Genomic DNA, 25,193 nt, shown 5'->3' with positions numbered 1-25,193 from the left:
AGGGCACCGCTCCGCGCCCTCGACCCTTCGCCCCGATCAGGCCACCGTCGCATCCACGGTGACCTCGATGCTCCCGCCAAGTGCCTTCGAATACGGGCAGGTCTGGTGCGCGGCCGCGGCCAGCGCGTCGGCGGTCTCCTGATCGACACCCGTCAACTCCAGGTGCAAGGCAGCGCTGAGCCAGAAGTTCGCCTCGTCGTGATGCAGCGTCACATCCGCGACGACCGCCAGGTCCGCCAGCTTCACCTTCCGCTGCGCGGCGGCAATCCGCACCGCGCCCATGAAACACGATGACCAACCAGCCGCGAGCAACTGCTCCGGGTTCGTCGCGCCGCCGTTGCCTCCCAACTCCTTCGGGATGGCGAATTTCAGGTCGAGCGCACCGTCGGACGAAACCGCGCGCCCCCCGTTGCGGCCTTCGCCGGTGGTGGTGACGACGGCGGTGTAAGTGGTTTCAGACATGACTTTCCTTTCCAAGGGTTTTCAGAATCCGCCGAGGACGGTGCCGGTGAGCGCCGCCAGTGCGCCGAGGATTTCGCGGAACGCCTGGGTGATCGGGTCCATCGGACGTGGCCTTTCGGTAGGCGACCGGGGCGCTGTCCTCCGGTCTCGGCGACGAGAGAACCTTCGCACACAGATTCGTCACCGGTCAAGACGGTTACGTATTTCTGTGACCCGCTACTCATAACCACCCAGACCGGTTAGAGGTCCTTGCCTCGTGATTCGTCACCTGTCAGACTGGTGCGCATGGAGCACGCCTTCCCCTGCGGAAACCCGGCACTGGACTTCGTCGGCACGCTGCGAGCCCGTCGCAACGAGGAGCCGGCCGAGATGCTGGGGTCGCCGCGCAGCCTGGACGCCTGGTTCCGCGAGTCCGGGGTCACCGGCACCGACCCGGCGAGCACGGCCGCGGACCTGGCCGGGGCGATCGCGGTCCGGGAGGCGATCTACGCGCTGGTCGCGGCCCGGCTCGTCGGCCACGAGTACGACCCCGGCGCGTTGACGCTGCTCAACGAGGCGGCCGCGCAGCCGGACGCGGTCCCGCAGCTGAGCCGGACCGGACGGCAGGTCCGGGCGACGGCGGGGCAAGCGTTGTCGACCGTGGCCCGGGCCGCGGTGACGATCCTGGGCGGGCCGGACGCGGACCTGCTGAAGGAATGCGGACGGCCGGAGTGCACGCAGGTGTACCTGGACCATTCGCGCGGGTCCAGGCGGGAATGGTGCGCGATGGCGACCTGCGGAAACAAAATGAAGGCGGCGGCTTATCGAGCGCGGCAACGGGGAAATCCGCCGCTGACGCCGTCTCGGCAATCCTGACCGAGGCGGCCTTCAGCCGGCGAACAATCGAGTCAGCGCAGTCCGGCTTTCGTCGCCCGCCGCGCGGTAGATCAGCACGCGCTGGTCCGGATTCTCCAGCGGGGCAAGCACTTCGAACCGCACCGTCAGCTCTCCGGCTTCGGGATGCCGCAGCACCTTGAGCCCCCGGCCGTTGATCGCGACGTCTCGTTCCGCCCACCACCGCGCGAATTCCTCGTCCTGGGCAAGGAACTCCGCGATCAGGTCGCTCAACTCCGCGTCGTCCGGATGCGTCGCCCAGGCCGCCCGCAGGTGCGCGATGCCTTGCCGCACCACGGTTTCCCGGTCGGTGTAGAACGTCTGCAGTTCCGGATGACGCAGGCACAGCCACATCGCGTTGCGCTGAGCAGGCGGCAGGGTCTCGAAGTCCACCAGCAGGCGCGTCATCTCGCGGTTCCAGGCCAGGATGTCGTAGCGATGGTTCAGCAGCATGGCCGGGAGCGGGGAAAGATCGGCGATCAGCTGCGCCAGCGGTTCCGCCGCGACGGCAACCGGTTTGTCCGCTGACCGAGGCTGCTGCTGAGCCAACCCGTAGAGGTAAGCGCGCTCGCCAGGGCTCAGCCGCAACGCTCCGGCCAGCGCCTCCACGACCTCCGCCGACGGACGCAGCCCGCGCGCCTGTTCCAGCCGCACGATGTAGTCGATGCTCACGCCGGCCAGCTCGGCGACCTCTTCGCGGCGCAAGCCGGGCGTGCGGCGGGCCTGGCGGCGCGCGGGAAGGCCGAACTCGTCCGGGTCGAGGCGTTCGCGGCGGGTCCGCAGGAACGCGGCCAGCTCTTGAGTTCGGTCCACAGCGCGAGTCATCGCCGCCGACTCTACCCGAGGGTAGGACTCGCCTTCCCAGGCAAATCCCTCCCTTACCCCGCACGCGCGACGAGAACAGGCTGGTCAGCGGCACTGGAGCACAAGCACAGGAGGACCCATGCCGCTCACTCTCGACACCTACCGGCTGCTGGGCCGTTCGGGGCTGCGGGTCTCGCCGCTGGCGCTCGGCACGGCGACCTTCGGCACCGAATGGGGCTGGGGCGTCGCCGAGGAGGGCGCGCGCCGGCTGTTCGACCGCTACGTCGAACTCGGCGGCAACTTCATCGACACCGCGCCGACCTACACCGACGGCACCGCCGAGCGCTTGCTCGGCAAGTTCGCCCGCGGCCGCCGCGAACGCCTTGTCCTGGCGACGAAGTACACCACCCTGCGCCGCCCCGGCGACCCGAACTCCGGCGGACCGCACCGCAAGAACCTGTTCGCGTCGGTGGAGGCCAGCCTGCGGCAGCTGGACACGGACTACCTCGACCTGCTCTACCTGCACGTCTGGGATTTCACGACGCCGGTCGAGGAAATCCTGCGCGGCATGGACGACCTCGTCCGCCAGGGCAAAATCCACTACGTCGCGATGTCCAGCGCGCCCGCCTGGCAGGTCTCGCGCATGCAAACGGTCGCCGACCTGCGCGGATGGGCGCCGCTGGTCGCGTTGCAGGTCGAGTACAGCCTCGTCGAGCGCACCGGCGAGCGAGACCTGCTCCCGATGGCCCGCGAGATGGGTCTCGGCGTGGTTCCGTTCTCCCCGCTGGGCGGCGGCGTCCTGACCGGCAAGTACACCCGCGCCGACTTGACCGCCGCCGACCCGGCCCCGGGCGAGAGCACCCGCAAGAGCTTCAATCTCGCCGTCGGCGCGGTCACCGAACGCAATCTGGAGATCGCCGACGTCCTGGCCGGCGTCGCGAAGGAGATCGGCTGCACCCCCGCCCAGGCCGGGCTCGCCTGGACGCTGCGGAACCCCGCCGTGACCGCGCCGATCATCGGGGCCCGCACCCCTGAGCAGCTGGAAGACAACCTGGCCGCGCTGACCGTCGAGTTCGCTGAGCCGCAGCTGGCCCGGCTCGCCGAAGCCAGCGCGATCCGGCTCGGCATCCCGCACGACCAGCTCGCCAGCGACCACCTCCGCACGGCGACGCGGGGCGACTTGACCATCGAAGAGCGGCACTGACCGGCGGCAGCCCCTATCGCTTGCGCACGGCGGTAGGGGCTGACCGTCCTATTGCCGGCTGCGCGAAATGCCGCGGCCGCGAATACGAAACCACCCCAGCCTGAGCGAACGCCTAACCGCCCAGTTCAGCATTGCCGGTCGAATTTGTTCAACCCTCCGGAAGTCGGTGATTCCGAAGACCGGGCAGAATCGCTGCACCGGACCGCCCCGATCCGCGGTCTTCCGTGCGCCCGCGCAGTTTCCCACTGTCCACTATAGACAGAGGGAAACACGCTGGGTGTCCGCGATCCGCTCTCTCGCCACCCGTCCGGCGCAATCTCCGGAAAACCCGTCCGGCAAGCACCACAAGAGACAGTGGTCTTGCCTGACAACGTTGACGGATAACGGCCGCTCCGCCTTTCTTTGCCAGCTGTTGACCTTTCTGGCAGCCCGGGCGTATGGTCTAGACCAAGAAGCCCACCCCCTTCGCTCGAACCTCCCGCGGGCCGGCTCCCGGAAAGCCGGTGCGTCGCTTTGTCGTACCCGCACAAGGAAACGAGCATTCCCCGAAGGAGCTGTCCATGAAAGCGAACCGGAAACTCGTCGCCGCCGCGGTCGGCACGGCGATCGCCCCGGTGCTCGTGCTGATCAGCCCGGCAGGCATCGCCAGCGCGCACGGGTACGTCAACGCGCCGGCCAGCCGGCAGGCCCAGTGCGCGCAGGGAGTCGTGTCCTGCGGCCAGATCAAGTACGAACCGCAGAGCGTCGAAGGGCCGAAAGGGCTGCACAGCTGCAGCGGCGGCAACGCCCAGTTCGCCGAACTGAACGACAACAACAAGGGCTGGAAGGCGTCGCCGGTCGGTTCCTCGGTGGCCTTCACCTGGAAGTTCACCGCCCGGCACCGCACCTCCAACTACGAATACTGGATCGGCAACGACAAGATCGCGACGGTGGACGGCGGCGGCCAGCAGCCCCCGGCGACGGTCACCCACAACGTGAACCTCAAGGGGCACACCGGAAGGCAGACGGTGCTCGCCGTCTGGAACATCGCGGACACCGCGAACGCCTTCTACGCCTGCATCGATCTGCAGGTCAGCTGACCCGGACGGTCCACAACAGACACTGAGGCGCGGGCCGTGGCGGCGGCCCGTGCCTCAGTGCGCGTCCGCGGCGTTTTCCGGGAATGACAAAACCGGCCAGTTTCCCCGCATTCGTTGACCCCGTCTCCCGGCCGTGGCTAGCGTGCCGGTCACCGGAAAAGGGCACGACTCCAGGAGGCGGTTTTCCTTGATTTCCCGGCGGGCATTCCTCGGCGCATCCGCGGCAGCCGCGACATTTCCACTCTGGAACGCCGCGTTCGCCTCCGCGACCACTCCCGACACCGCGAAGGTCGCGTTCAACGACCAATCCGGCGCCAACGAGGCCTACGCGTATATCACCGGCACGACACTGGACAACCGGCTCGTCATCCTGAAAGCCGATGGCACGCCTTATTATCCGCCGTCCCCGGGCAGCGACCACACGCCGCTCGGCGAGGACTGCGCGATCCCGCTGAAGTCGCTTTCCCAGGTCACCGTCCCGAAAATGTACGCGGCCCGGATCTATGTCGCCCTGGACAGCAAGCTGGACTTCTTCGTCAACCAGGGCCCGGCGCTCGTGCATCCGAGCTTCCTCGCCTCCGACGATCCGAATTACGGCCGGAACTGGTCGTTCTGCGAATTCACCTTCAACAACGACGTGCTGTTCGCCAACATCAGCTACGTCGACTTCGTCGCGATCCCGATCGGCCTGCACCTCACCACGACCGGCTCCGGTGACCAGACCGTGCCCGGGCTTCCGGCGCGCTCGCTCGACCCGATCTGCGACGCGCTCAACGCCCAGGGCGGCAAATGGGGCACACTCATCGAAACCGGCGGCGACGGCAAACCGCTGCGCGCCCTGTCCGCGCATTACCGCGCCGATCAATTCGGCGGATACCTCGACGGCTACATCGACGAGGTATGGAAGAAGTACACCAGCGAGACGCTCACCGTCGACACCCAGGTGCCCGGCCTCGGCGCGTTCACCGGCCAGGTCGGCGCGGACGGAGTGCTCGCCTTCAACAACGGCGAACGATTCGACAAACCCGCCACGCCGGACGTGTGGAGCTGCGACAGCGGGCCGTTCGCCATCAAACAAGGCGACAGCGACGCCCGCAAGGCGATCATCCCGCGGCTAGCGGCGGCGTTGAACCGCACCACCCTGCGCGATAACCCGAAGCAGCCGACCGGCGAGGACCCCGCGAAGTTCTACCAGAACGCGGAAACCAACCACTACGCGCGAATCGTGCACAGCAAACTCCCGGACAATCGGGGTTACGCGTTCCCGTACGACGACGTCTCCCCCGGCCCCGATTTCAGCGGCGCAGTGCAAGCGGGCGATCCGGACACCCTCACCATCACAGTAAACGCCCTGCGCTGAACCAAAGACGTGCCGCGGTCCTTTGCGGACCGCGGCACCGTCATCCGGTGAGATCGCCTTCCCGCTCGTTCTTAGCCGCGTAAAAGGCCAGCTTCTCCTCGTCGACTTCCACCCCGAGCCCTGGCCCGGCCGGCACCTGCAACCGGCCGCCGGAAAGCCGCAGCGGCGCGACAATGTCGTCAGCGTGCAGGTAATACATGCTGTCGATCGCCCTCGACAGCACCGGCGTGCTCGCCACCACCGCCAGATGCGCGGCGGTGGCAATGCCGAGTTCGCCGCCGCTGTGCAGATTCATCCCAAGCCCGAACGTCTCGCAATGCGCGGCGAGGGCCTTGGTCGCCGCGATGCCGCCCCATTTGTAGACGTCACCGTGGATCACGTCGACCGCGCCGAGCCGCACCGCCGGAGCGAACTCCTCGAACCGGACCACGCACATGTTGGTGCACAACGGAATCCGCACCTTCGCGCGAACCTGGCTCATGCCCTCGATCCCCGCACACGGGTCTTCGAGATACTCGAGATCCAGCTCCTCCAACGCGATTCCAGCGCGAATCGAATCGGGCACCGACCACGCGGCGTTAGGGTCGACCCGCAGCTCGACCTCCGGCAGCGCGTCCCGCAGCGCCCGCATGATCCGGACATCGCCGCGAACGTCCCGGGTGCCTTTCAGCTTCACCGCCGAGAATCCGCCCTCGGCCACCACTCTCGCCGCGTGGTCGGCCAATCCCTGCGCGAGTTCCTCGCCTTCCGCATCGGGCGCGTCCGCACGCGTGATCAACGCGGTGATCGGCACCTCGGTCCGCACCGCCCCGCCGAGCAGATCGGTCACGGACTGGCCAGCGACCCGTCCGATCAGGTCCCAGCACGCCACGTCCAGCCCGGCCAGCGCCGCGTAACCCAGGTAGCCGTGGAAAAACGGCACCATGTGCTGCCGCCGATGAAACGCTTCGAGCGCGAACGGGCTCGTCCCGATCATTTCCGCGCCCAGTTTCCGGATCAGCTCCGCGACCGGACGCCCCCACATCGTCTCGCCCCAGCCCTCGGCTCCGGTGTCCGTGCGCAGCCGCACCACGGTCCGGGTTTCGCCGGTTTTGGTCTCGAACGAACTGGTGAACGGATTCGTCAACGGCAGATTCACGACCCAGACGTCGACCTCGGCGATCTTCATGCCCGCGACCCCAGCGCCGCCGACACGACCCGCCGAATCGGCTCCAGCTCAACGTTTTCCACCGTCGCCTCGGCCCCGGGCATTTCCTCGATCGCCGGCTCGGCCTTCAACAAGACCCGAAACACCCGCGGCAACACCGTCCGACCGACCAGATCCTCCGCGAGCGCCGCCGCCTCCGGACTGGCTATTTTGTACTGCGCAGCAAGATAGCCGGCGAGCCGCGCGTACATCACCGCGAACATCGCCTCGTAATACGCCTTCGCGCTGTCCGGCAACCGCTCGGCGGCCGAAATGCAAAGACGGCACGTCCGCGCCTGCGGCTCCCAGGTCAGCAGCTGCTGGAACCGGCCGCAGAAGAGCGCGACCGCCTCGACCGGGTCGGCCGCGTAGACGTCCGGCGTCATCAGCTTGCCGAGGTAGAGCTCGCGGACCAGGTCGAGCACCGCGAGGAACAGCTTGTCCTTGCTCTCGAAGTGCGCGTACAGCGACCGCTTGGAGGTCCCCGCGCTGGCCGCGACCGCGTCCATCGACGCGCGCTCGAACCCGGTCTCGAGGAACACGTTCTTCGCCGCCAGCAGGATGTGCCTGCGCAACTCCGCACCCCGCAGCTGCGAACCGCCTTCACGCGCCATCTTGCCTCCGTCAAAAGTAAACGGTACGGTGGAGTTTACTTCCTCCTCCGCCTCTTCGACAGTCTCCTGGAGTGCCCGCATGATCGTCGTCACCGCCCCCACCGGCAACATCGGCAGCCGCGTCCTCGCCGAGATCGCCGACGGCTCGCGCCCCGTCCGCGCGATCGTCCGCGATCCCGCGAAACTGCCCGCTGAACTGCGGGAACGCGTCGAAGTACACCAGGGTTCGCACAGCGATCCGAAGGTCCTCGCCCGCGCCTTCGACGGCACGGACACCGTGTTCTGGCTCGTCCCGCCCGACCGGCAGGCCGCCGGCGTCGACGAGGCCTACTCCGGCTTCGCCCGCCCCGCCGTCGAGGCGATCCGCACCCATGGCGTCCGCCGCGTCGTGTCGGTCAGCGCGCTCGGCCGCGGCACCGCCTTCGGCGAACGGGCCGGCCATGTGACCGCCACCCTGGCCATGGACGACCTCATCGCCGACACCGGCGTCGCCTTCCGCGCGCTGGCGAATCCGACCTTTATGGACAATCTGCTGCGCCAAACCGCGGTGATCAAAGAACAAGGCACGTTCTACGACATCCTGCCGCCGGACTACGCCGCACCGACCGCCTGCACCCGGGACATCGCCACGGTCGCGTCCCGGCTGTTGATCGATCCTTTGTGGACTGGCCGCGAAGAGGTCCCGATCCTCGGCCCGGAAGACCTGTCGCTGAACCAAGAAGCCGAAATCATGAGTGACGTGTTGGGGATTTCGGTTAAGTACCAGCAGGTTCCGGTCCCGGCGCTGGGCGAGCAGGTCCGCGCGAGCGGTCACTCCGAAGCGATGGCACAGTCCATGATGGACATGATGACCGCGAAGCTGAACCACCTGGACGAGGGCGTCGTCCGCACCCCGCGGCATGCCGTCGAGACCCCGACGACTTTCCGGCAGTGGTGCGAAGAGGTCCTCAAGCCCGCGGTAGACAAGGCCTGAGCCTATCGGCCGCTGTGGGCCCGTCCGGTCAGAATGTGGTCCTGAGCGGAGCACTCCTTCAGCGTGCGGCGTTTCCGCTTCGACCACGATCCGGCTCAGACGCGGATAGTCTCCGCTACCGACGACCGATTCGCCGTACTGCCAGCCACTTCGGCATGTCCACTCCGGACCGGCGCGCCGTTTCCTATCCGGCCAATTCATCGAGGACGCGGCCGCGGACAAAGGTCAGCACGGTGCCGGCTTTTGTCCGCCGCCAGGTCCAGCACGTCCACCGTCGCGTACGCCGCGTCCAGCTGTTCGACCCGAGCGGCGGGCAATACAGCAAGCCACGGATGCCGCAACACCAAGGCGCGGAGCTCGCCCTGCGCGCCTTCTTCCCGCCCCCTGAGCAACACTGCGGCCTTCAATGGCACTCAGTGCACTTGGCTAGCCGCCCGGCAAGCACGTCATCCAGACTCGGCCTCGCGCAACGCGGCGCCGATCCGGGTCACCACCTCGTGCAACGGCGTCGCAGTGCTGAGCACCGCCACCACTGTCCCCGGCTCGCCCGACGGCTTCTCGCCGGACGTCCGGAATGCGTCCGCGACCAGGGTGAACGCCTCCGTCGCCGCAGCCTCGATGTCGTCCCGCCCGCCGCTGCGCAGCCAACGCCGCAAGACGTGGTTGTTCGCCGCCGCGATCGCCGCCGCGGCCACCGCCGCGCGGAGAGTCGCGGCCTCGTCCCCAGCGGCGGCGAACCGGTCCTGAAGGTAACGGGCGAGGACACGCTGGTACCGGTCGACCGTCGCGACTTCCTTGTCCCGCAACGACGGCACCGTGCGGGTGAGGCTGAACCGCTTGAGCGAGACGTCCAGTTCCGCCGCGTAAGACTCCAGCACGAGCGACACCGCGGCGGTCGCCACCTCGATCGGATCGCGCGCCGGGTCGGCGGTCTCGAAGACCTGCTCCATCTCGGCGACGATCTCGTCGTGGTTGGCGAAGAGGACGTCGTCTTTGCTGTCGAAGTACCGGAAAAAGGTCCGCCGCCCGACGCCCGCGGCCGCGGCGATGTCGTCGATGGTCGTCGCCTCGTACCCGTTGGCCGCGAAGAGATCCACAGCCGCCGTGGCAAGCGCACGACGCAACTGCCGCCGCCCGGCCGGCGTGGCCCCGACCCTGGTGCGCGGCGTCTCCGTCATCCCCGAACGGTAGCAGCCCGGGTTGCTAGTGGCACTCAGTGCCGTTAGCATGGGTCGCGCACCCCATGCGAGCGGAAGGCGTCGACGATGACACTCGACCAGCAACTGCGGCCCGACCACCACACCGGCCCGGACCCAGCGGACGCGTACTACGGCGGGGTGTTCGGCTGGTCCGTCCGACGACAGGGCGCGCGCCTGTTTCTGGCCCTGGAAAACGGCCTGTGCGCAGTCACCCTGCCGAAACTCACCGCGGCCCCCGTGCTCGCTCACCTGTCCGCACTGGGCTGCGACAGCCCGTCCCTGATCCTCCCCACCCAACACGGCCCGCGCCTGGCAATCCTCGCCGAAACCGACGGCGAACTCCTCCTGCGCGGCACCCTGCCCGCCGACGTAACCGTCCTGGACAGCGGCGCGCTCCTGCCCCTGCCGATCGGACAGCAGGCACCCGGAACGGGCCCGGAATGGCTGACCGCCCCCGACCCGAGGCACCGCTGGCTGCCGAGCGTGAGCGCAGTACTGGCCGGAGTGCGGCAGCGCCCCTGACTCCGTTTCCCAGCATGGCCTCTCACGACCGACGGCACCGATCCGTTATGCCCTCCGCGGACACCAATTTCCGCGCGCCGAATTCACCTCAACTCGTGCCGTGGGGCCCCTTCACAGCCTGTGGAACCCCGGCGTCGCAAGAGCCGCTACACAGGCCCGCGCCTTAGCGCGAATTCGCCCCTTCATGGCGTGGCCGCGCCCCGTGCAGTGAAGGTTCCCCTCACGGACTCTGATTCCCTCAGGGTTCCCCTCACGACCCGCCCGCCCGCGGCCGCGATGCGCCCCAATGTGGCATTGGGTGCATGCGACGCACCGAACGCCACATTGGGTGCATCTGACGCACCCAATGCCACATTGGGGCGCTAGCCCCACCCACCAAACCGCAGCCGATGCACCCAACGCTCGAGGCACCCAGCCCCCAAACCGCACCGCTGCACCCAACGTTCGAGGCACCCAGCCCCTCCCCCCGCACCCCGATACGAAGCCTCCCTGCGGTCTGGGGGTGCTTGTCAAGGCATCTTTCCCGCCTTGACAAGCACCCCCAGACCGTCAGCACAATCAAACTTCGGGGTGCCCCACGCAACCAAGGGCCGATGTCGCCGCCAGGCGACGAGCCACCCGCGAACCCCGTCACACAAAAACCCCGCCCAGCACAGCCGAAGCCTCCCCCACCATCCCGTCCACCTCAGCCACCAACCCCTCAATCTCCCCCCACCGCCGCACATCCCGCCCAGGATCCGAAATCAACGCCGTCCCCACCAGCAACAGCAACGTATCGATCTCGAAAGCCCGATCAGCCAACCGCAGCAACGGCACCGGATCCCCGCCGACACCCCCGGCGGCGAACCGGCAAGCCGCGTGCCCCAGCCCCCGGCACACAGTCCGCAACCGCTCCCGCACCTCGTCCGCCCGCGGATCCGCCCTCGGCCCGCCAGTCCGGATATTCCACGCCACCGAAAGCAAACAGCGCCCGGCATCGTCCATCGACGTGTTCATCACCGGGCGAGTCTGGAAGCCCCATCCCCGCGACGGGTGACCCGACACGCAAGGCTCACCGCATCGAGTGAAGCAACCGCACCGTCGCGTCCAGCGGCAGCCGATCGTCCGCGGCGCGCGCGAGAAAGTCCTTGATCCGCTGCCCGTCCGGCGTCAACGATTCGACGTCGTTGACCTCCGCGCTGGCCGCCTCCAACGTCCCGAGCCCGGCATTGTGGTGCGCGTCCCGAACCGCATTCCGCAGCACCGCCAGCTCCGCCGCCGACGGCCCCCGCTTCTCCGCCCGCAACCGCTCGACGATCCGGAGCACCTGCGGCGAATGCGCGGCCAACGACTGCCGCCCGGCGAACGACGCGACCATTCGCGGCGTCGCACTCGCCGAGGCCGGAGGCGGTGGCACCTCGACCGCCTCGCCGACCACCCGCAGACTCTCCAACGCCGCAGCACGCCGACGTTCGCTCTCGCGCACGCGCGCGAGCGGATCCTTCCGCCGGGACGACGCGATCGCGCGAGCGTCCGCCCGAGCCCGCTCCCCCGCGTCGGTCAGGCGCGAGCGCCGTTGGTACGTGCCCTCGTCCGCGGCCTGCTTGCGCCGGTTCGCGAGCCACGCCTCGAAGGTCTGCCCGCGCCGAGGCGGCTCGCGCACCTCGGTCAGGTCCGCGGCGGCGGACTCGTCAACGAACCAGCCCTTCATCCGCGAGCGCAGGAAGTCGCCCGGCTTTTCGCTGCCCCGGCGCGGCCGCTGGCGCGTCCCGTCCGGCAGCGCGCTCATCGCGATCAGCAGCGCGTCCGGGCAGTATCCGTTGGAGTACCAGAATTCCAGCTGCCGCTCGACGTCGTCGCGTTCCTCCCGCGTCAGCCGTTCGGACACCCAGCCCATCCGGCGGACGAGCACGCCCGTCGCCTGGGCGCGTTCGCGCGCGTCGGCGGGCACGACCGTCGACGGCCACTCCTGATCCGCGATCCGCACCGCGCCACACCTCCCTTGCCGGCGACGCCTACGTTAGCCCGCCGCACCGACAATTACCCGGCCCGCCGCAGCACCGCCACCGTGTTCACCGCCACGATCACCCCGATCGAGGCCCACGCGACGGCGTCCAGCCGCTGGTCCAGCAGCACGAGCCCGACGAGCGCGGCGATCACCGGGTTGACGCTCATGAACGCCCCGAAGAACTGCGCCGGCACCCGCCGCAGCGCCACCAGGTCGACGAGAAACGGCAGCGCCGACGACAGCAGCCCGGCGGTGAGCGCCGCCGCGAGCGCGCCCGGCGTCGGCGGGTGGTGCAGCATCGCGAACACCCCGATAGGCACGTAAAGCAGCCCGGACACCCCGGCCGCGGCAGCCGAACCCTCGGCTCCGGGAAGGCGACGGCCGACGGTCCGGTTCAGCAGGATGTAGCAGGCCCAGCACGACGCGGCGATCAGCGCGAGCCCGATCCCGAGGTAGTCGGTGGTCGGCTGCGGCCGCATCAGCGCCCCGACCGCGACCGCGGCGGCCACCGCGCACGCGAGGTCCGTCCGGTGCCGGGAGCCGGCCAGCGCGATCGCCAGCGGGCCGAGGAATTCGAGCGTCACGGCCAGTCCGAGGCCGATCCGGTCGACCGCCGTGTACAGCGTCAGATTCATCGTGGCGAACACAGCGGCCAAGCCGAGCACCGGCCACCATTGCCGCGCGGTGAACGTCCGCAAGCGGGGCCGTCCGACCGCCAGCAGCACCACTGCCGCCACCCATTGCCGGACCGCCACCACTCCCGGCGGGCCGAGCACCGGGAACGCGAGCGCCGCCGTCGCCGCGCCGACCTGGTTGGACAGCGCGCTGCCGAGCAGCATCGCGGCACCGGCCGCCCGGGTGTTGCCGCGCGTTCGCGGAGCCAGTTCCGTAGTCGCCATGCGGTCGAGCATGGGTCCGGCGGATCCATGCGCAAAATGCATTGACCGCATCAGCGATACGCTGGACGCATGGATCTGGAGCTGCGTCAGCTGCGCTGCCTCGTGACGATCGTCGACGCCGGGACGTTCACCGACGCCGCGCTCGAACTCGGCGTCTCACAGGCGGCCGTATCCCGGAATCTGGCTTCGCTGGAACGGGTTCTCGGCGTGCAGCTGCTGCATCGCACCAGCCGGAGCCTCGAGCCGACGACGGCGGGCGTCCAGGTGCTCGCCCGCGCCCGGCACCTGCTCGCGGAGGCCGACGATCTCGTCCGCGAAGCGACCACCGGGCACACGCGGCTCCGCATCGGCCACGCGTGGTCGGCGATGGGCAAGCACACCGCGGAATTCCAGCGCCGCTGGGCCGCGCGATACCCGGACGTCGAACTGCTGCTCGTGCGCGCCAACACCGCGACTGCCGGGCTGGCGGAAGGGCTGGTCGATCTCGCCGTGGTGCGCCATCAGGTGCCCTCGGGCAAGTTCGCGCACGCCACGGTCGGCCACGAGGACCGCTACTGCGCCATGGCCGTCGACGACGCGCTCGTGCGCCGCCGCACCGTCGCGCTCGCCGATCTGGCGTCGCGGCTGCTGGTGGTCGATCCGCGCACTGGCACCACTTCCGCTGAACTGTGGCCGCCGGAGTCGCGCCCGCGGGTCGAGCTGACGCACGACGTCGACGACTGGCTCGCCGCCATCACCACCGGCCGCTGCGTCGGCGTCACCCCGCATTCGACGGCGACGCAGTATCGCCGCGACGGCATTGTGTACCGCCGGGTCCGCGACGCCCCGCCGGTGCCGGTCCAGCTCGCCTGGCGCGCGCACGACCCGCATCCGGCCACGCATGCCGCGGTGGCCCTGCTCGGCGAGCTGTACCGGACGCCGCCGAAACGGCAAAGCCCTTCCGCGCGCCCGCGCTAAGTCCATTGTGGATCTTGAAAACCGGGACGATCATTTTCCGTTGACGCAGGCGCGCGGGGCGGCAATGATAAAGCCGTCCAGCCACGAAAGGAACCACGGAATGCCGCACCGCGCCGAATGCATGCACCTGTCGGGCATTCCCGGCTCCGCGCCATGACGTGGCCCGCCACGCCGTGAGCGAGGAGCCGCCCGCCGGACCACCGGCCGGGCGGCTTTTGCGTTCACGGCCCGTTTCGCCTGTGGAAAGGAGGTGCCCGTCGCCATGGGAGTCCTGGTTCTCAACGCCGGCTACGAGCCCCTGCACACCGTTTCGCTCCCCCATGCCATCCGGATGCTGGTCCGCCAGGTCGCGGTCGTCCACGAAAGCGACGGGCCGGACCTCGGTGTCTTCCCTAGGCCGAAGGTGGTGCGGCTGCTGCGCTACGTCGTGATGAAATGGCGATATTCCGGGCCGCCGCGCTGGTCGCGTTCCGGCGTGCTGCGGCGCGACCGGCACACGTGCGCCTACTGCGGGCGCCGGGCCACCACGGTCGACCACATCACGCCGGTTTCGCGCGGCGGCCCGCGCACGAGCTGGCTCAACACCGTCGCCGCGTGCGGCGGGTCGGCGCGCAGCTGCAACGCGCGCAAGGCCGACCGCACGCCCGCGGAGGCCGGGCTGACGCTCCGGTTCCCGCCGCGCGTCCCGCGCTGGGAGGAGCTGCATCCGCTGGCCGGACTGTCCACTTGAGACTCGCGTAGGCTGGAACCCGTGAAGGGCTTGCTGCTGCGGTTGTCGGCGGTCGATTCCGGCGCGGAAACGGCGGTGCGCGTCATCGCGTATTTCGACGAGCTGATCGCCCGCCGGGCGACACTGCCGGATTTGCTGCGCGCCACGGCTTTTCTTGCGGAATGCGTAGCCGGGATTCGCTGTGTCGACGGAACCGTCCTGCGGTTCCGGCCGACCGGCGAACCCGGCGACGACGGCCCGGTGCCGTCCGGCGCCGTCGTGGTGGACCTCGACGGCGCCGGGCGGGTGTGGCTGGAACGCGCGGGCGAGCCTGGACCGCTCGACGTCCTGGTGCTCGAACGGCTCGCGATCTCGGCGAAGGTGCTCAAACCCGTCGAACCGCAACCGGCCGCACCGCATCTCGCGGACCCCGCGCTGGTCGAACTGGTGCTGGGCGAGCAAGCGGCGGACGAGGACCGGACACGGGCGCTGACCCTGCTCGGCCTGGACACGACACGCCCGCTGCGAGTGGTGGCAGTCGGTTCGGGCCCCGGCCGCGACGCCGGTGCGGACGCCGTCGCACTCGTCGCCCGAGGCGGTCCGCTCGGGGCGCGAGTGGCCGTCGTCGGCGGGGTGGCGGCAGTGGTGCTTCAGCCGCGCGAAGGTCCGGATTCAGTGGTTCCGACGTTGCGCGAGACGCTGGCGTTGCGGGCCAAGGACCGCACGCTGCCGGACACCGTCCGGGTAGGCGTCGGCGACGCGGTCGACGGTTTGGCGGCGCGGAGTTCGTGGCTGCAAGCCCGCTTGGCCACCCGATTCGCGGCGAAATCGCGGCCGTTGATCGTGCACGAGGACCTCGGCGCGGTGACGCTGCTGGCGGAAATCCCGGCGGAGCAGTTGCGCGCGCAGCCGGACGTGCTGGCGTTGAACGCGCTCGCCGAGAACGGCGACCTGGAGACGCTGGAAGCCTTCTGCCGCACGGGTTCCCTCCGCCAGGCAGCGATCGCGCTGCACCGGCACCACAGCTCGGTGGCGGCGCGGCTGGCGCACGTGGAGGACGCGCTGGGGTGGACGCTGGACGACCCGGCGGGCCGATTCCGGGCGCGGATGGCGTTGGTGGCGCGGAGGTTGGCGGAATCCGCTTGAGGGGCAACGGTTCCGCTCGCGGGGGTCCCCCCGGTTTCCATTCTATCGGCGCGCACCGACAGTTCTCGCAGTCAACAGCCCGGTGCGTAGCAGCCGAGGCGATGGCGGGCGCAGCCGAGGCTTTTCCAGGTACGGGCCTGTCGGAGTCGCCGAATTCTTTGAGGAGCAGAGGAACAAGACCCGCGCAATCGTTCTGGCGGGCCTGACCGGTGGCATCGGCGGGTCCGTCGAAGGACTGGACGGGCTCCGGCTTTCTCCGGCAAGCAAAGCAATGTCGCTGCCGCCACACACCGGAGTCGTGGCGACAGCGGCACTGCCGAAAGCACAGAAACCTCGACTGATCCTCGCTGACCGCCAGACTCAGCCCGCCTCGACCCCCAGCACCCGGGCCAGCACCGCCCCTCGTTCCGCGGTCTCCCGGCGGCTCACCGTCGCGTGCCGGAGCACCGCCGAGCCGTGGAAAGTGCCTGGGAACAAATGCAGTTCCGTCGGCACCCCCGCCGCCAAAAGGCCCTGTGCGTAAGCGATTCCCTCGTCCCGCAGCGGGTCGAACTCCATCACCGACACGTACGCGGGCGGCAATCCCGAGAGATCGGTCGCCCGCGCCGGCGCCGCGTAAACCGAGACGTCCGGGCCGCCTCGTTTGCCCGGTCCGCCGAGGTAGTAGTCCCAGCTCGCCTCGGCCGCGCGCAGGTGCCAGATCGGCGTGTCGGCGAACCGGCGCATGCTGCCGGTCTCGAGGCGGTCGTCCAGTTCCGGCACGGAGAGGAACTGGAACGCGATCGCCGGGCCGCCGCGGTCGCGCGCCAGCAGGGCCAGCGCCGCGGCCAGTCCGCCGCCCGCACTGACGCCGTGAAGCACCACCTTCTCCGGGTCGATGCCCAGTTCGTCCGCGTGCTTGACCGACCACTCGAGCGCCGCGTAGCAGTCCTCCAGCCCGGCCGGGTACGGATTCTCCGGCGCGAGCCGGTACTCGACCGACACGATCACGACGCCGAGTTCCCGTGCCAATTCGACGTTGGTCGCGTGGTCGACTTCCAGGTCGCCGAGCGCGAACCCGCCGCCGTGGATGTCGAACAGCAGCGCCTTCGTCGCGACGCGATCCGGGGTGTAGACGCGGATCGGGACGTCCGGCGCGCCCTCGGGACCCGGCACGGCCTCGTCGCGCGTGCTCACGCCGGTGTCGTCGAAATCGCCGTGCATCGAGGCGATCAGCTCGGCCATGCCCGCGCGCGAGGCAGCCACGTCGCGGAAGTCGGTCTCGGGCAGCATCGGGATCGCGGCGGCGATTTCGGGATCGAACGGATAACTCATCAACTGCCTCCGTCTTCCGGGTGAAGAACTCCATCGTGCCGAAATTCCGTCCCGGACAGGCACCGCCACGTGTCGCGTACCGCGCGGAGTCAACCCGCCGAACGGCGAGCCGCCCAGCGCCGAAGGCGGCCGCCGAGAGAAAGCCTCAGCGCCCCACCTTCTTCCAGATCACCACCACGCCGATGACCGCCACCAGCACCGCGCCCAGCACGATCAGTCCCTTCACGAACAGGTCGTGCACGAGGTGCTGCAGCATCCCGTCCCCGTCCGCGAGCAGCACCGCGTTCACCGGCCGGACCGCTTCCGGCCCGGGTCCTCGTCCAGCCACCGCGCGGCCTGGCGCACGACCTCGCCGCCGACGCGGCCGCGCATTCCCCGCGCCCCGCGCCGGTCCATCGCCTGAGCGGCGGTCTTCGCGAGCGTCGCCGCGCCTTGCCGCACGCGCTCCCCCTTGCCCCGCCGCCGCAGCGAAACGATCAGCGCGAAGCCGGCCAGGCCGACGACCACGACGATCGCGGCGATGATGCCGAACCGGATCAGCAGGACGTTCAGCACCGTCTCCACGGCGCACCCCTTTCTGTCACACCTGTGATACAAACCGTTTCTATCACGTCTGTGATATAAAAGTCCAGTGCCTAGAGTGGTGGACGGGGAAGAGCGGCGGGCCCACATCGCCGACGCGGTGCTGCGGCTGGCCGCGAAAGACGGGCTGCACGCGGTCTCGCTGCGCGCGGTCGCCGCGGAATCGGGGCTGAACATCGGCTCGGTGCGGCATTACTTCGACAGCCAGCACGCGCTGATGCGGTTCGCGATGCGCACCACCATCGACCGGACGACCGCACGGCTCGTCGAACGCCGCGGGAAGACGGGTTCGCTGTCGGAACTCTCGCCGGAGGAGGCCGTCGACCAGCTCACCGAGTTCCTGTCGGAACTGCTGCCGCTGGACGAGCGCCGGCGCACCGAAGTGACCGTGCTGGTGGAATTCCTGATGGCCGCGCGCGCCGATCCGGGCCTCGACGACCTGGCACGGGAAGCGGTTCAAGGAACCGTGACGCTGGCCCGCCGCATCCTCGACGCGCAGGCCCGCAGCGGCCGGTTCGAGCCGAAAGACCCCGAAGTCGAGGCCGCCCGGCTGGCCGCGCTCATCGACGGAATCGCGTTCCGGGCCGTGCTGCAGCCGGAACTCACGACGCCGGAGGAGTGCGTCGCCGTGCTTCGCGCGCACCTCGTCGAGCTCATCAGACCGGTGGGTGACACCCAGGTGTGAGGGCCGCGGAGAGGGGGTAACCGGCGGAACTGGAGCGGTTCCAGATCCCCGGGGAGGACTCCGATGCCGGACTCGGCGGCGACGCTGCGGGCGGCGGGCCTGCGCGTCACCAAGCCGCGGCAAGCTGTGCTCGGCTGGCTCGGCGAGCACCCGCACGCGACCGTCGAGGCGATCGCGGCGGGAGTGCGCGAGAGCCTGGGCAGCGTGTCGATCCAGGCGGTCTACGACGTGCTCGCCGCGTGCGGCGACGCGGGGCTCGTCCGCCGGATCGAGCTGTCCGGGCATCCGGCGCGGTTCGAACGGCGGACCGGCGACAACCACCACCACCTGGTGTGCCGCCGCTGCGGCCGGGCCGAGGACGTCGACTGCGTCCGCGGCGAGGCCCCCTGCCTCACGCCGCACGACCGGCGCGGGTTCGCCGTGGACGAGGCCGAGATCGTCTTCTGGGGTCTGTGCCCGGACTGCTCCGGCGTTTCCGACCACCACGAGGAGTTCGCGAGATGACCGAAGAACCGAAACCCCCGGCGACCACCACGGACGCCGGCATCCCGGCCGAGAGCGACGAACATTCGCTCACCGTCGGCCCGGGCGGCCCGATCCTGCTGCAGGACCACTACCTGATCGAGCAGATGGCGCAGTTCAACCGGGAACGGGTGCCGGAGCGGCAGCCGCACGCGAAGGGCAGCGGCGCGTTCGGGCGCTTCGAGGTGACCAACGACGTCAGCCGCTTCACCAAGGCCGCGGTGTTCCAGCCGGGCGTGAAAACCGAGATGGCCGCCCGGTTCTCGACCGTGGCGGGCGAACGCGGCAGCCCGGACACCTGGCGCGACCCGCGCGGGTTCGCGCTGAAGTTCTACACGACCGAGGGCAACTACGACCTCGTCGGCAACAACACCCCGGTGTTCTTCATCAAGGACCCGCTGAAGTTCCAGCACTTCATCCGGTCGCAGAAGCGCCGTGCGGACAGCAATCTGCGCGACCACGACATGCAGTGGGACTTCTGGACGCTCTCCCCCGAGTCGGCGCACCAGGTCACCTGGCTGATGGGCGACCGGGGAATCCCGCGCACCTGGCGGCACATGAACGGCTACAGCTCGCACACCTACATGTGGGTCAACGCCGCCGGTGAGAAGTTCTGGGTCAAGTACCACTTCAAGACCGACCAGGGCGTCGAGCACTTCACCCAGCACGAGGCCGACCAGATGGCGTCGGCGGACACCGACTACCACACGCGCGACCTGTTCGAGGCCATCGCGCGCGGCGACTACCCGAGCTGGACGCTGCACGTCCAGGTCATGCCGTTCGAGGACGCGAAGAATTACCGGTTCAACCCGTTCGACCTGACGAAGGTGTGGCCGCACGGCGACTACCCGCTGATCGAGGTCGGGAAGATGACGCTCGACCGCAACCCGACCGACCACCACGCCGAGATCGAGCAGGCCGCGTTCGAGCCGAACAACCTGGTGCCCGGCATCGGCCCGAGCCCGGACCGGATGCTGCTGGGCAGGCTCTTCGCCTACGCCGACGCACACCGGTACCGGATCGGCGCGAACTACAAGCAGCTGCCGGTGAACGCGCCGACCTCGCCGGTGCACAGCTACAGCAAGGACGGCGCGATGCGCTACGCCAAGGTCTCCGACCCGGTGTACGCGCCGAACTCCAAGGGCGGCCCGCGCGCCGACACCGAACGCTACGGCACCCCCGCGGGCTGGCATTCCGACGGCGAGATGGTCCGGTCGGCCTACGTCGACCACGCCGAGGACGACGACTGGGGCCAGGCAGGCACGATGGTGCGCGACGTCCTGAACGACGCCGAGCGCGAGCGGCTGGTGGACAACATCGTCGGGCACCTGCTGAACGGGGTGACCGAACCGGTGCTGAAGCGGGCTTTCGAGTACTGGCACAACGTGGACAAGGACCTCGGCGACCGCGTCGAATCCGGGGTGCGCGCGAAGCAGGACGAGAAGGACCCGAAGGCGGCGGAGCAGGCCAACCCGGCGCGGGAGAGCATGCAGCGGAAGGCATAAGGCGATCCCAAGAGCGGCGGTGCCGGTTCTCCCCGGCACCGCCGCTTTGCGTCCTCTGTGGACGGCCGGAAAACCGTGCGGCGATTCGCGGCGGTCTGGGTAGAGTGCCGGGGCATGGGGCATTTGGAGGCCGCGCACCTGCGCTACGTGCTGCCCGACGGGCGTCCGCTGCTCGGCGACGTCTCGTTCCGGGTCGGCGAGGGCGCGGTCGTCGCGCTGGTCGGCCCTAACGGCGCGGGCAAGACCACGTTGCTGCGGCTGTTGTCGGGAGAGCTGAAGCCGGACGAGGGCGCGGTCACGGTGACCGGCGGGCTGGGCGTGATGGCGCAGTTCGTCGGGTCGGTGCGCGACGAGCGCACGGTGCGGGATCTGCTGGTTTCCGTTGCCCCGCAGCGGGTTCGCGACGCCGCGATGGCGGTCGACGCGGCCGAGGAGCGGCTGCTGGAGGTCGACGACGAGGCCGCGCAAATGCGGTACGCGCAGGCGCTCAGCGACTGGGCCGAAGCCCGCGGGTACGAGTTCGAGACGACTTGGGACATGTGCACGACAGAGGCGCTCGGCGTGCCGTTCGACCGCGCGCGCTGGCGGCTCGTGCGCACCCTCAGCGGCGGCGAGCAGAAACGGCTGGTGCTCGAAGCGTTGCTGCGCGGGCCGGACGAGGTGCTGCTGCTGGACGAGCCGGACAACTATCTCGACGTGCCCGGCAAACGCTGGCTCGAAGCCCGGCTGAAGGAAACCCGCAAAACCGTCCTGTTCGTGTCGCACGATCGCGAGTTGCTCGCGCGAGCGGCGGACAAGATCGTGAGCGTCGAGCCCGGCGGCGACGGCGCGGACGCCTGGGTGCACGGCGGCGGGTTCAGCACGTATCACGAGGCGCGGCAAGAACGATTCGCCCGCTACGACGAACTGCGCCGGCGCTGGGACGAGAAACACGCCCAGCTCAAACGGCTCGTCCGGGACATGCAGCAGTACGCCGCGCGCAGCGACGAGATGGCGTCGCGGTACAAGGCGGCGCAGACCCGGCTCCGGAAGTTCGAGGAGGCCGGTCCCCCGCCGGAACCGCCGCGGCCGCAGGACATCCGGATGCGGCTGCGCGGCGGACGTACCGGAATGCGCGCGGTGACCTGCAAGAACCTGGAACTGACCGGGCTGATGAAACCGTTCTCGCTGGAGATCTTCTTCGGCGAGCGCGTCGCGGTGCTCGGGTCGAACGGCTCCGGGAAGTCGCACTTCCTGCGCCTGCTCGCGGGCGGCGACGTCGCGCACACCGGCGATTGGAAGACCGGCGCGCGCGTCGTGCCCGGCCATTTCGCGCAGACGCACGCCCGCCCGGAGCTCACCGGCCGCACGCTGGTCGACGTGCTCTGGACGGAACACGCGCGCGACCGCGGTGCGGCGATGTCCGCGCTGCGCCGGTACGAACTGCACCGCCAGGGCGAGCAGGTTTTCGACCGCCTGTCCGGCGGGCAGCAGGCGCGGTTCCAGATCCTGTTGCTGGAGCTGGCCGGAACAACCGCGCTGCTGCTGGACGAGCCGACGGACAACCTGGACCTGGAATCGGCCGAAGCGCTGCAGGACGGGCTGGAATCCTACGAAGGCACCGTGCTCGCAGTCACTCACGACCGCTGGTTCGCCCGCTCGTTCGACCGCTACCTAGTCTTCGGCTCAGACGGCGTCGTCCGCGAGACGCCGGAACCGGTCTGGGACGAGCGGCGGGTCGAACGGGTTCGCTAACCCTTGCGCAGCAACACGTCCAGCTCACGCACCAACTCCCCTAACCGCCCGCGACCGCCCGGTGCCATCGGGTACCGCGACAACACCCGGACGACCACCGGATCGGCCGCCGGGTGCTGAGCCGCCATCCCGGCCAGCTCGAACGCGTACGCCGCATGGCCGGCCGGGCCGAGGATGTGCCACACCTGCGTCGCCTTCGCGAGCGGATGCAGAAACGCCGCCCCGGCAGCGGCGACAGCAGCCCGCGCGGCCTCGCTCGCCGCGGTCTGCCCAGCGTCGCGGGTTTCCTGATACGCCCGCTGCGCCGCCCACGCACTGTCCCGGATTGTCTTGCTGCGCTTGGCTCCTTCGGCGAACGCCCGCGCCGCCTCGATCGCGTCGCGCGGGCGGCGGTCGTCCGGACGGGCTTGCTCGAAGATCGGCAGCGCGGGCTCCGTACAGGCCACGGCGTACGCGGTGACGGCGCGAAGCTCGGCGAGGTCGAGTGCGATCTGCTCGGTCATGTGCTTGAACAGTATCGTTGAACTGCCGGTTGGCACTTGCCTCAGACTTCCGGCAGGAATGTCAGGCGAAACTCTCAACCGGGGAAGGACGGCGGTGGACGAGCGGAGCGCGTGGTCCGAAGCCGACAAGGCGGCCTACCGCCGGTTCGTGCGCACCCACCACCCGGACGTCGGCGGCGACCCGGCCGAGTTCGCCGCCGGGCTCCGGGAGTTCCGGCGCGGCCCCCGAAACGAAACCGCCGCGCGGGCCGAGGGCCCACGCGGCGAATCCGTGGTGTTCGTGCGCCGAAGCCGAGGGGTGTCCCGGCTCTTCGAGGTTCTTGCCGCGCGAAGGCGGCGGAAGCGGAACCCGCGCGTGCGCTAACGCGTCACATCCCGCCGGTCAGCGCCTGCAGCCCGAGGCTCGACGCGGCGACCGCGATCCACAGGATGGCTCCCATCAGCAGCGGCTTGTGTCCCGCCTTGCGCAGGTCGGACGGCTGGAGCGCCAGGCCGATCCCGGCGAGCGCCATGGTGATCAGGAAGGTGCCGAGCGTCGACAGCGGCGCGTGCCACGATTCCGGGATCCAGCCCGCGCTCTCCACGGTGGCCGCGGCGAGGAAGCCGATCAGGAACGGCGGCACCAGCCGGTGCCAAGGCATGGCGCGCAAGGAAACCCGGCCGCCCGACTGCTTACGCGCGGCGAGCACGGCGAGGAACAGCACGATCGGGATCAGCGTGAGCGTACGGGTGAGCTTCACGACCAGGCCGTACGAGCCGGCGTCGCCGCCGTAAGCGTAGGAAGCCGCGACCACGGAAGACGTGTCGTTCACCGCGGTTCCGGCCCAAAGGCCGAAGGCGTGCGGCGACATCCCGAGCGCGTGCCCGAGCGGCGGGAACAGCAGGACCGCGGCGACGTTGAAGGTGAAGATCGTGCCGAGCGCGTAAGCGATATTGGCTTCCTTCGGCTTCAGCACCGCACTGGTCGCCGCGATCGCGGACGCACCGCAGATGCCGGTGCCGACGCCGATGAGCGTCTGCGTGTCCCCGCGGACGCCAAGCAGCCGGCCGAGCACCCACGCGCCGCCGAGCGCGACCGCGAGCGTGCCGAGCATCACCGGCAGCGACTGGCCGCCGACGTGCACCACCTGCTGGATCGACAGTCCCGTGCCCAGCACGACGATCGACAGCTGCAGCACCGGCCGCGACGCGATGGCGTACCCCGGGCTGAACCGCCAGCTCCGCAACGACGGCACGACCGCGCCGGCGACCGCGCCGAGCAGGATCGCGAGCACCGGCCCGCCGACCACCGGCACCAGCTTCCCGCCCGCCGTCGCCACCGCCGCGACCAGCAGCGCGACCGCGAGCCCCGGCACCGGGCGGGCGAGCTTGGCCCGCCACTGCACCGTCGCGCGCGTCGCTCCCAGCGCCGCGCCGGTCACCGGTTCACTCCTGTGCGCACTCTGGCCTCCTCGGTAATGTACGTACATTTAATCTAAGAGCTGTCCGTACATTTGGCAAGCGGTACTGTTCCCGGCATGGGCGAGGCAGAGCTGGTGCGCACCGGCGGACAGCCCCTGTGGCGGCAGCTGCAGCAGCGGCTGCTGGTGCGCATCCGCGCCGGGGAGTTCGACGGCGCGTTCCCCGGGGAACTGGCGCTCGCCGACGAATACAGCGTCAGCAGGCAGACGGTCCGGCAGGCGCTGCGGGAACTGCGCGCGGACGGCACGCTCATCGCCGAACGCGGACGCCAGCCCCGCGTCGCCGCGGCGGCCGAGATCCAGCAGCCGCTCGGCGCGCTCTACAGCCTGTTCGCCGCGGTCGAGGAGGCCGGGCTCGACCAGCACAGCGTCGTGCGCCGGCTCGACATCCGCGCGGACGCGGTGGTCGCCGAACGCCTGTCGCTGGAGGGCTCCACTCCCCTGCTGTACCTGGAACGCGTGCGGCTGGCCGGAAACGACCCGCTGGCCGTCGACCGGGTGTGGCTGCCCGCCGACCTCGCCCGGCCGCTGCTGGACGCGGATTTCCAGCACACCAGCCTGTACGGCGAACTCCACCGCCGCACCGGCGTCCGGCTCGACCACGGCGAGGAGCAGATCCGCGCGGTCGTGCCGACGCGAGCCGAACGCGCCCTGCTGGGCTGCGGCGAAACCGTCGGCGCGTTCTCCATCGGACGCCTGGGCACCAGCGCGGGCAAACGCATCGAATGGCGGCACACGCTGGTGCGCGGCGACCGGTTCGCGCTGACGGCGGAGTTTTCCGGGCGCACCGGGTACCGCTTGGTCACGACAGGGGCACTCGCCGGAACCCGCTGACCGAGCATGCTCCGCGTGCGAGAACTTCCGTGAGGGGAACCCTCACGGACTCAGAGTCCCTCAGGGTTCCCTTCACGGAC

28 protein-coding genes are annotated in these 25,193 nt (G+C 69.8%); 15 read left to right on the top strand and 13 right to left on the bottom strand.

Translation table 11 applies throughout. From position 1 onward, the window contains the following. Window positions 1-36: 36 nt before the first annotated feature. Window positions 37-462, bottom strand: coding sequence for an Ohr family peroxiredoxin (locus ABD156_RS26485; protein ID WP_344279200.1), 426 nt, complete (start codon window positions 460-462; stop codon window positions 37-39). A gap of 285 nt (window positions 463-747) precedes the next feature. Between ABD156_RS26485 and ABD156_RS26480 the strand changes: the two genes are divergently transcribed. Further along, the gene (locus ABD156_RS26480; protein WP_344279197.1) at window positions 748-1,317 is read left to right on the top strand and encodes a CGNR zinc finger domain-containing protein; all 570 of its coding nucleotides are present in this window, start codon (window positions 748-750) and stop codon (window positions 1,315-1,317) included. Between the two features lie 12 nt (window positions 1,318-1,329). On the opposite strand, the gene ABD156_RS26475 is transcribed toward ABD156_RS26480, so the two are convergent. After that, window positions 1,330-2,160, bottom strand: coding sequence for a helix-turn-helix transcriptional regulator (locus ABD156_RS26475; protein ID WP_344279194.1), 831 nt, complete (start codon window positions 2,158-2,160; stop codon window positions 1,330-1,332). A 118-nt stretch (window positions 2,161-2,278) separates the two neighbouring features. Between ABD156_RS26475 and ABD156_RS26470 the strand changes: the two genes are divergently transcribed. From ABD156_RS26470 to ABD156_RS26460, 3 genes are all read left to right on the top strand, one after another. Beyond that, entirely contained in the window at window positions 2,279-3,343 is a 1,065-nt protein-coding gene (locus tag ABD156_RS26470) for an aldo/keto reductase (protein ID WP_344279191.1), read from the top strand. Window positions 3,344-3,903: 560 nt separating this feature from the next. Continuing rightward, complete coding sequence (locus ABD156_RS26465; RefSeq protein WP_116205932.1) at window positions 3,904-4,422, top strand: lytic polysaccharide monooxygenase auxiliary activity family 9 protein; 519 nt, start codon at window positions 3,904-3,906, stop codon at window positions 4,420-4,422. A gap of 187 nt (window positions 4,423-4,609) precedes the next feature. Then, window positions 4,610-5,782, top strand: coding sequence for a glycoside hydrolase family 64 protein (locus ABD156_RS26460; protein ID WP_344279187.1), 1,173 nt, complete (start codon window positions 4,610-4,612; stop codon window positions 5,780-5,782). Between the two features lie 40 nt (window positions 5,783-5,822). Here ABD156_RS26460 and ABD156_RS26455 read toward each other — a convergent pair whose 3' ends face one another. Both ABD156_RS26455 and ABD156_RS26450 read right to left on the bottom strand, forming a co-directional pair. Continuing rightward, window positions 5,823-6,950: a mandelate racemase/muconate lactonizing enzyme family protein gene (locus tag ABD156_RS26455; RefSeq protein ID WP_344279184.1), complete on the bottom strand. Its 1,128-nt coding sequence runs from the start codon at window positions 6,948-6,950 to the stop codon at window positions 5,823-5,825. Further along, window positions 6,947-7,582 (bottom strand): TetR/AcrR family transcriptional regulator, encoded by a 636-nt coding sequence (locus ABD156_RS26450; RefSeq protein ID WP_344279182.1) that lies wholly within the window; start codon window positions 7,580-7,582, stop codon window positions 6,947-6,949. Before ABD156_RS26450 ends, ABD156_RS26455 begins: the two co-directional genes overlap by 4 nt. 79 nt (window positions 7,583-7,661) lie before the next feature. Between ABD156_RS26450 and ABD156_RS26445 the strand changes: the two genes are divergently transcribed. Further along, entirely contained in the window at window positions 7,662-8,555 is an 894-nt protein-coding gene (locus tag ABD156_RS26445) for an NAD(P)H-binding protein (protein ID WP_344279179.1), read from the top strand. A gap of 446 nt (window positions 8,556-9,001) precedes the next feature. On the opposite strand, the gene ABD156_RS26440 is transcribed toward ABD156_RS26445, so the two are convergent. Next, window positions 9,002-9,733 (bottom strand): TetR family transcriptional regulator, encoded by a 732-nt coding sequence (locus ABD156_RS26440; protein WP_344279176.1) that lies wholly within the window; start codon window positions 9,731-9,733, stop codon window positions 9,002-9,004. A gap of 87 nt (window positions 9,734-9,820) precedes the next feature. Between ABD156_RS26440 and ABD156_RS26435 the strand changes: the two genes are divergently transcribed. After that, the gene (locus ABD156_RS26435) at window positions 9,821-10,276 is read left to right on the top strand and encodes a hypothetical protein (protein ID WP_344279173.1); all 456 of its coding nucleotides are present in this window, start codon (window positions 9,821-9,823) and stop codon (window positions 10,274-10,276) included. 630 nt (window positions 10,277-10,906) lie between these two features. On the opposite strand, the gene ABD156_RS26430 is transcribed toward ABD156_RS26435, so the two are convergent. From ABD156_RS26430 to ABD156_RS26420, 3 genes are read right to left on the bottom strand one after another with little or no spacing between them, the layout of a single operon-like run. Next, window positions 10,907-11,272, bottom strand: a complete 366-nt coding sequence (locus tag ABD156_RS26430) for a hypothetical protein (protein ID WP_344279170.1) — start codon at window positions 11,270-11,272, stop codon at window positions 10,907-10,909. Window positions 11,273-11,327: 55 nt separating this feature from the next. Further along, the gene (locus ABD156_RS26425; RefSeq protein WP_344279167.1) at window positions 11,328-12,242 is read right to left on the bottom strand and encodes a hypothetical protein; all 915 of its coding nucleotides are present in this window, start codon (window positions 12,240-12,242) and stop codon (window positions 11,328-11,330) included. A gap of 53 nt (window positions 12,243-12,295) precedes the next feature. Continuing rightward, window positions 12,296-13,162 (bottom strand): EamA family transporter, encoded by an 867-nt coding sequence (locus ABD156_RS26420; protein WP_344279164.1) that lies wholly within the window; start codon window positions 13,160-13,162, stop codon window positions 12,296-12,298. Window positions 13,163-13,231: 69 nt separating this feature from the next. Here ABD156_RS26420 and ABD156_RS26415 point away from each other — a divergent pair, with 69 nt between their 5' ends. The 3 genes from ABD156_RS26415 to ABD156_RS26405 all read left to right on the top strand — a co-directional run bounded on the left by ABD156_RS26415 (window position 13,232) and on the right by ABD156_RS26405 (window position 15,974). Continuing rightward, on the top strand, window positions 13,232-14,119 hold the full coding sequence (locus tag ABD156_RS26415; RefSeq protein WP_344279161.1) for a LysR family transcriptional regulator: 888 nt from the start codon (window positions 13,232-13,234) through the stop codon (window positions 14,117-14,119). Between the two features lie 262 nt (window positions 14,120-14,381). Next, a complete protein-coding gene (locus ABD156_RS26410) occupies window positions 14,382-14,849 on the top strand; it encodes an HNH endonuclease (protein ID WP_344279158.1) in 468 nt (155 codons plus the stop codon). 21 nt (window positions 14,850-14,870) lie between these two features. Continuing rightward, window positions 14,871-15,974, top strand: a complete 1,104-nt coding sequence (locus ABD156_RS26405) for a helix-turn-helix domain-containing protein (RefSeq protein ID WP_344279155.1) — start codon at window positions 14,871-14,873, stop codon at window positions 15,972-15,974. Between the two features lie 360 nt (window positions 15,975-16,334). On the opposite strand, the gene ABD156_RS26400 is transcribed toward ABD156_RS26405, so the two are convergent. From ABD156_RS26400 to ABD156_RS26390, 3 genes are all read right to left on the bottom strand, one after another. After that, complete coding sequence (locus ABD156_RS26400; protein ID WP_344279152.1) at window positions 16,335-17,288, bottom strand: alpha/beta hydrolase; 954 nt, start codon at window positions 17,286-17,288, stop codon at window positions 16,335-16,337. Window positions 17,289-17,433: 145 nt separating this feature from the next. Then, window positions 17,434-17,577 (bottom strand): hypothetical protein, encoded by a 144-nt coding sequence (locus tag ABD156_RS26395; protein WP_344279149.1) that lies wholly within the window; start codon window positions 17,575-17,577, stop codon window positions 17,434-17,436. Then, window positions 17,574-17,852 carry a hypothetical protein gene (locus tag ABD156_RS26390; RefSeq protein ID WP_344279147.1) on the bottom strand — a complete coding sequence of 93 codons (279 nt, stop codon included), beginning with the start codon at window positions 17,850-17,852 and terminating at the stop codon, window positions 17,574-17,576. The genes ABD156_RS26395 and ABD156_RS26390 overlap by 4 nt, the downstream gene beginning before the upstream one ends. A gap of 67 nt (window positions 17,853-17,919) precedes the next feature. Between ABD156_RS26390 and ABD156_RS26385 the strand changes: the two genes are divergently transcribed. The 4 genes from ABD156_RS26385 (at window position 17,920) to ABD156_RS26370 (ending at window position 22,316) form a co-directional block, all read left to right on the top strand. Beyond that, complete coding sequence (locus ABD156_RS26385; protein ID WP_344279144.1) at window positions 17,920-18,555, top strand: TetR/AcrR family transcriptional regulator; 636 nt, start codon at window positions 17,920-17,922, stop codon at window positions 18,553-18,555. A 63-nt stretch (window positions 18,556-18,618) separates the two neighbouring features. Then, the gene (locus tag ABD156_RS26380) at window positions 18,619-19,059 is read left to right on the top strand and encodes a Fur family transcriptional regulator (protein ID WP_344279142.1); all 441 of its coding nucleotides are present in this window, start codon (window positions 18,619-18,621) and stop codon (window positions 19,057-19,059) included. After that, window positions 19,056-20,582 carry a catalase gene (locus ABD156_RS26375; protein ID WP_344279139.1) on the top strand — a complete coding sequence of 509 codons (1,527 nt, stop codon included), beginning with the start codon at window positions 19,056-19,058 and terminating at the stop codon, window positions 20,580-20,582. Before ABD156_RS26380 ends, ABD156_RS26375 begins: the two co-directional genes overlap by 4 nt. Window positions 20,583-20,696: 114 nt before the next feature. Further along, entirely contained in the window at window positions 20,697-22,316 is a 1,620-nt protein-coding gene (locus tag ABD156_RS26370) for an ABC-F family ATP-binding cassette domain-containing protein (RefSeq protein ID WP_344279136.1), read from the top strand. On the opposite strand, the gene ABD156_RS26365 is transcribed toward ABD156_RS26370, so the two are convergent. Next, entirely contained in the window at window positions 22,313-22,819 is a 507-nt protein-coding gene (locus tag ABD156_RS26365; RefSeq protein WP_344279133.1) for a putative immunity protein, read from the bottom strand. The genes ABD156_RS26370 and ABD156_RS26365 overlap by 4 nt on opposite strands. A gap of 94 nt (window positions 22,820-22,913) precedes the next feature. Between ABD156_RS26365 and ABD156_RS26360 the strand changes: the two genes are divergently transcribed. After that, complete coding sequence (locus tag ABD156_RS26360; RefSeq protein ID WP_344279130.1) at window positions 22,914-23,183, top strand: hypothetical protein; 270 nt, start codon at window positions 22,914-22,916, stop codon at window positions 23,181-23,183. Window positions 23,184-23,187: 4 nt separating this feature from the next. Here ABD156_RS26360 and ABD156_RS26355 read toward each other — a convergent pair whose 3' ends face one another. Continuing rightward, on the bottom strand, window positions 23,188-24,240 hold the full coding sequence (locus tag ABD156_RS26355) for a YeiH family protein (RefSeq protein ID WP_344279128.1): 1,053 nt from the start codon (window positions 24,238-24,240) through the stop codon (window positions 23,188-23,190). A 96-nt stretch (window positions 24,241-24,336) separates the two neighbouring features. On the opposite strand from ABD156_RS26355, the gene ABD156_RS26350 reads away from it, so the two are divergent. Next, complete coding sequence (locus ABD156_RS26350; protein WP_344279125.1) at window positions 24,337-25,113, top strand: GntR family transcriptional regulator; 777 nt, start codon at window positions 24,337-24,339, stop codon at window positions 25,111-25,113. The last annotated feature ends 80 nt before the right edge of the window (window positions 25,114-25,193 follow it).

The sequence above is a fragment of the Amycolatopsis albidoflavus genome (assembly GCF_039525725.1).
Classification (GTDB): Bacteria; Actinomycetota; Actinomycetes; order Mycobacteriales; family Pseudonocardiaceae; genus Amycolatopsis; species Amycolatopsis albidoflava.
This window is presented reverse-complemented; position numbering and strand designations above follow the sequence as displayed.

Excerpts from the sequence above, each read along its gene's own strand:
- ABD156_RS26485 (WP_344279200.1), bottom strand. The coding sequence starts at position 462 with ATGTCTGAAACCACTTACACCGCCGTCGTCACCACCACCGGCGAAGGC.
- ABD156_RS26480 (WP_344279197.1), top strand. The coding sequence starts at position 748 with ATGGAGCACGCCTTCCCCTGCGGAAACCCGGCACTGGACTTCGTCGGC.
- ABD156_RS26475 (WP_344279194.1), bottom strand. The coding sequence starts at position 2,160 with ATGACTCGCGCTGTGGACCGAACTCAAGAGCTGGCCGCGTTCCTGCGG.
- ABD156_RS26470 (WP_344279191.1), top strand. The coding sequence starts at position 2,279 with ATGCCGCTCACTCTCGACACCTACCGGCTGCTGGGCCGTTCGGGGCTG.
- ABD156_RS26465 (WP_116205932.1), top strand. The coding sequence starts at position 3,904 with ATGAAAGCGAACCGGAAACTCGTCGCCGCCGCGGTCGGCACGGCGATC.
- ABD156_RS26455 (WP_344279184.1), bottom strand. The coding sequence starts at position 6,950 with ATGAAGATCGCCGAGGTCGACGTCTGGGTCGTGAATCTGCCGTTGACG.
- ABD156_RS26450 (WP_344279182.1), bottom strand. The coding sequence starts at position 7,582 with ATGGCGCGTGAAGGCGGTTCGCAGCTGCGGGGTGCGGAGTTGCGCAGG.
- ABD156_RS26445 (WP_344279179.1), top strand. The coding sequence starts at position 7,662 with ATGATCGTCGTCACCGCCCCCACCGGCAACATCGGCAGCCGCGTCCTC.
- ABD156_RS26440 (WP_344279176.1), bottom strand. The coding sequence starts at position 9,733 with ATGACGGAGACGCCGCGCACCAGGGTCGGGGCCACGCCGGCCGGGCGG.
- ABD156_RS26435 (WP_344279173.1), top strand. The coding sequence starts at position 9,821 with ATGACACTCGACCAGCAACTGCGGCCCGACCACCACACCGGCCCGGAC.
- ABD156_RS26430 (WP_344279170.1), bottom strand. The coding sequence starts at position 11,272 with ATGAACACGTCGATGGACGATGCCGGGCGCTGTTTGCTTTCGGTGGCG.
- ABD156_RS26420 (WP_344279164.1), bottom strand. The coding sequence starts at position 13,162 with ATGGCGACTACGGAACTGGCTCCGCGAACGCGCGGCAACACCCGGGCG.
- ABD156_RS26415 (WP_344279161.1), top strand. The coding sequence starts at position 13,232 with ATGGATCTGGAGCTGCGTCAGCTGCGCTGCCTCGTGACGATCGTCGAC.
- ABD156_RS26410 (WP_344279158.1), top strand. The coding sequence starts at position 14,382 with ATGGGAGTCCTGGTTCTCAACGCCGGCTACGAGCCCCTGCACACCGTT.
- ABD156_RS26400 (WP_344279152.1), bottom strand. The coding sequence starts at position 17,288 with ATGAGTTATCCGTTCGATCCCGAAATCGCCGCCGCGATCCCGATGCTG.
- ABD156_RS26380 (WP_344279142.1), top strand. The coding sequence starts at position 18,619 with ATGCCGGACTCGGCGGCGACGCTGCGGGCGGCGGGCCTGCGCGTCACC.
- ABD156_RS26375 (WP_344279139.1), top strand. The coding sequence starts at position 19,056 with ATGACCGAAGAACCGAAACCCCCGGCGACCACCACGGACGCCGGCATC.
- ABD156_RS26370 (WP_344279136.1), top strand. The coding sequence starts at position 20,697 with ATGGGGCATTTGGAGGCCGCGCACCTGCGCTACGTGCTGCCCGACGGG.
- ABD156_RS26365 (WP_344279133.1), bottom strand. The coding sequence starts at position 22,819 with ATGACCGAGCAGATCGCACTCGACCTCGCCGAGCTTCGCGCCGTCACC.
- ABD156_RS26350 (WP_344279125.1), top strand. The coding sequence starts at position 24,337 with ATGGGCGAGGCAGAGCTGGTGCGCACCGGCGGACAGCCCCTGTGGCGG.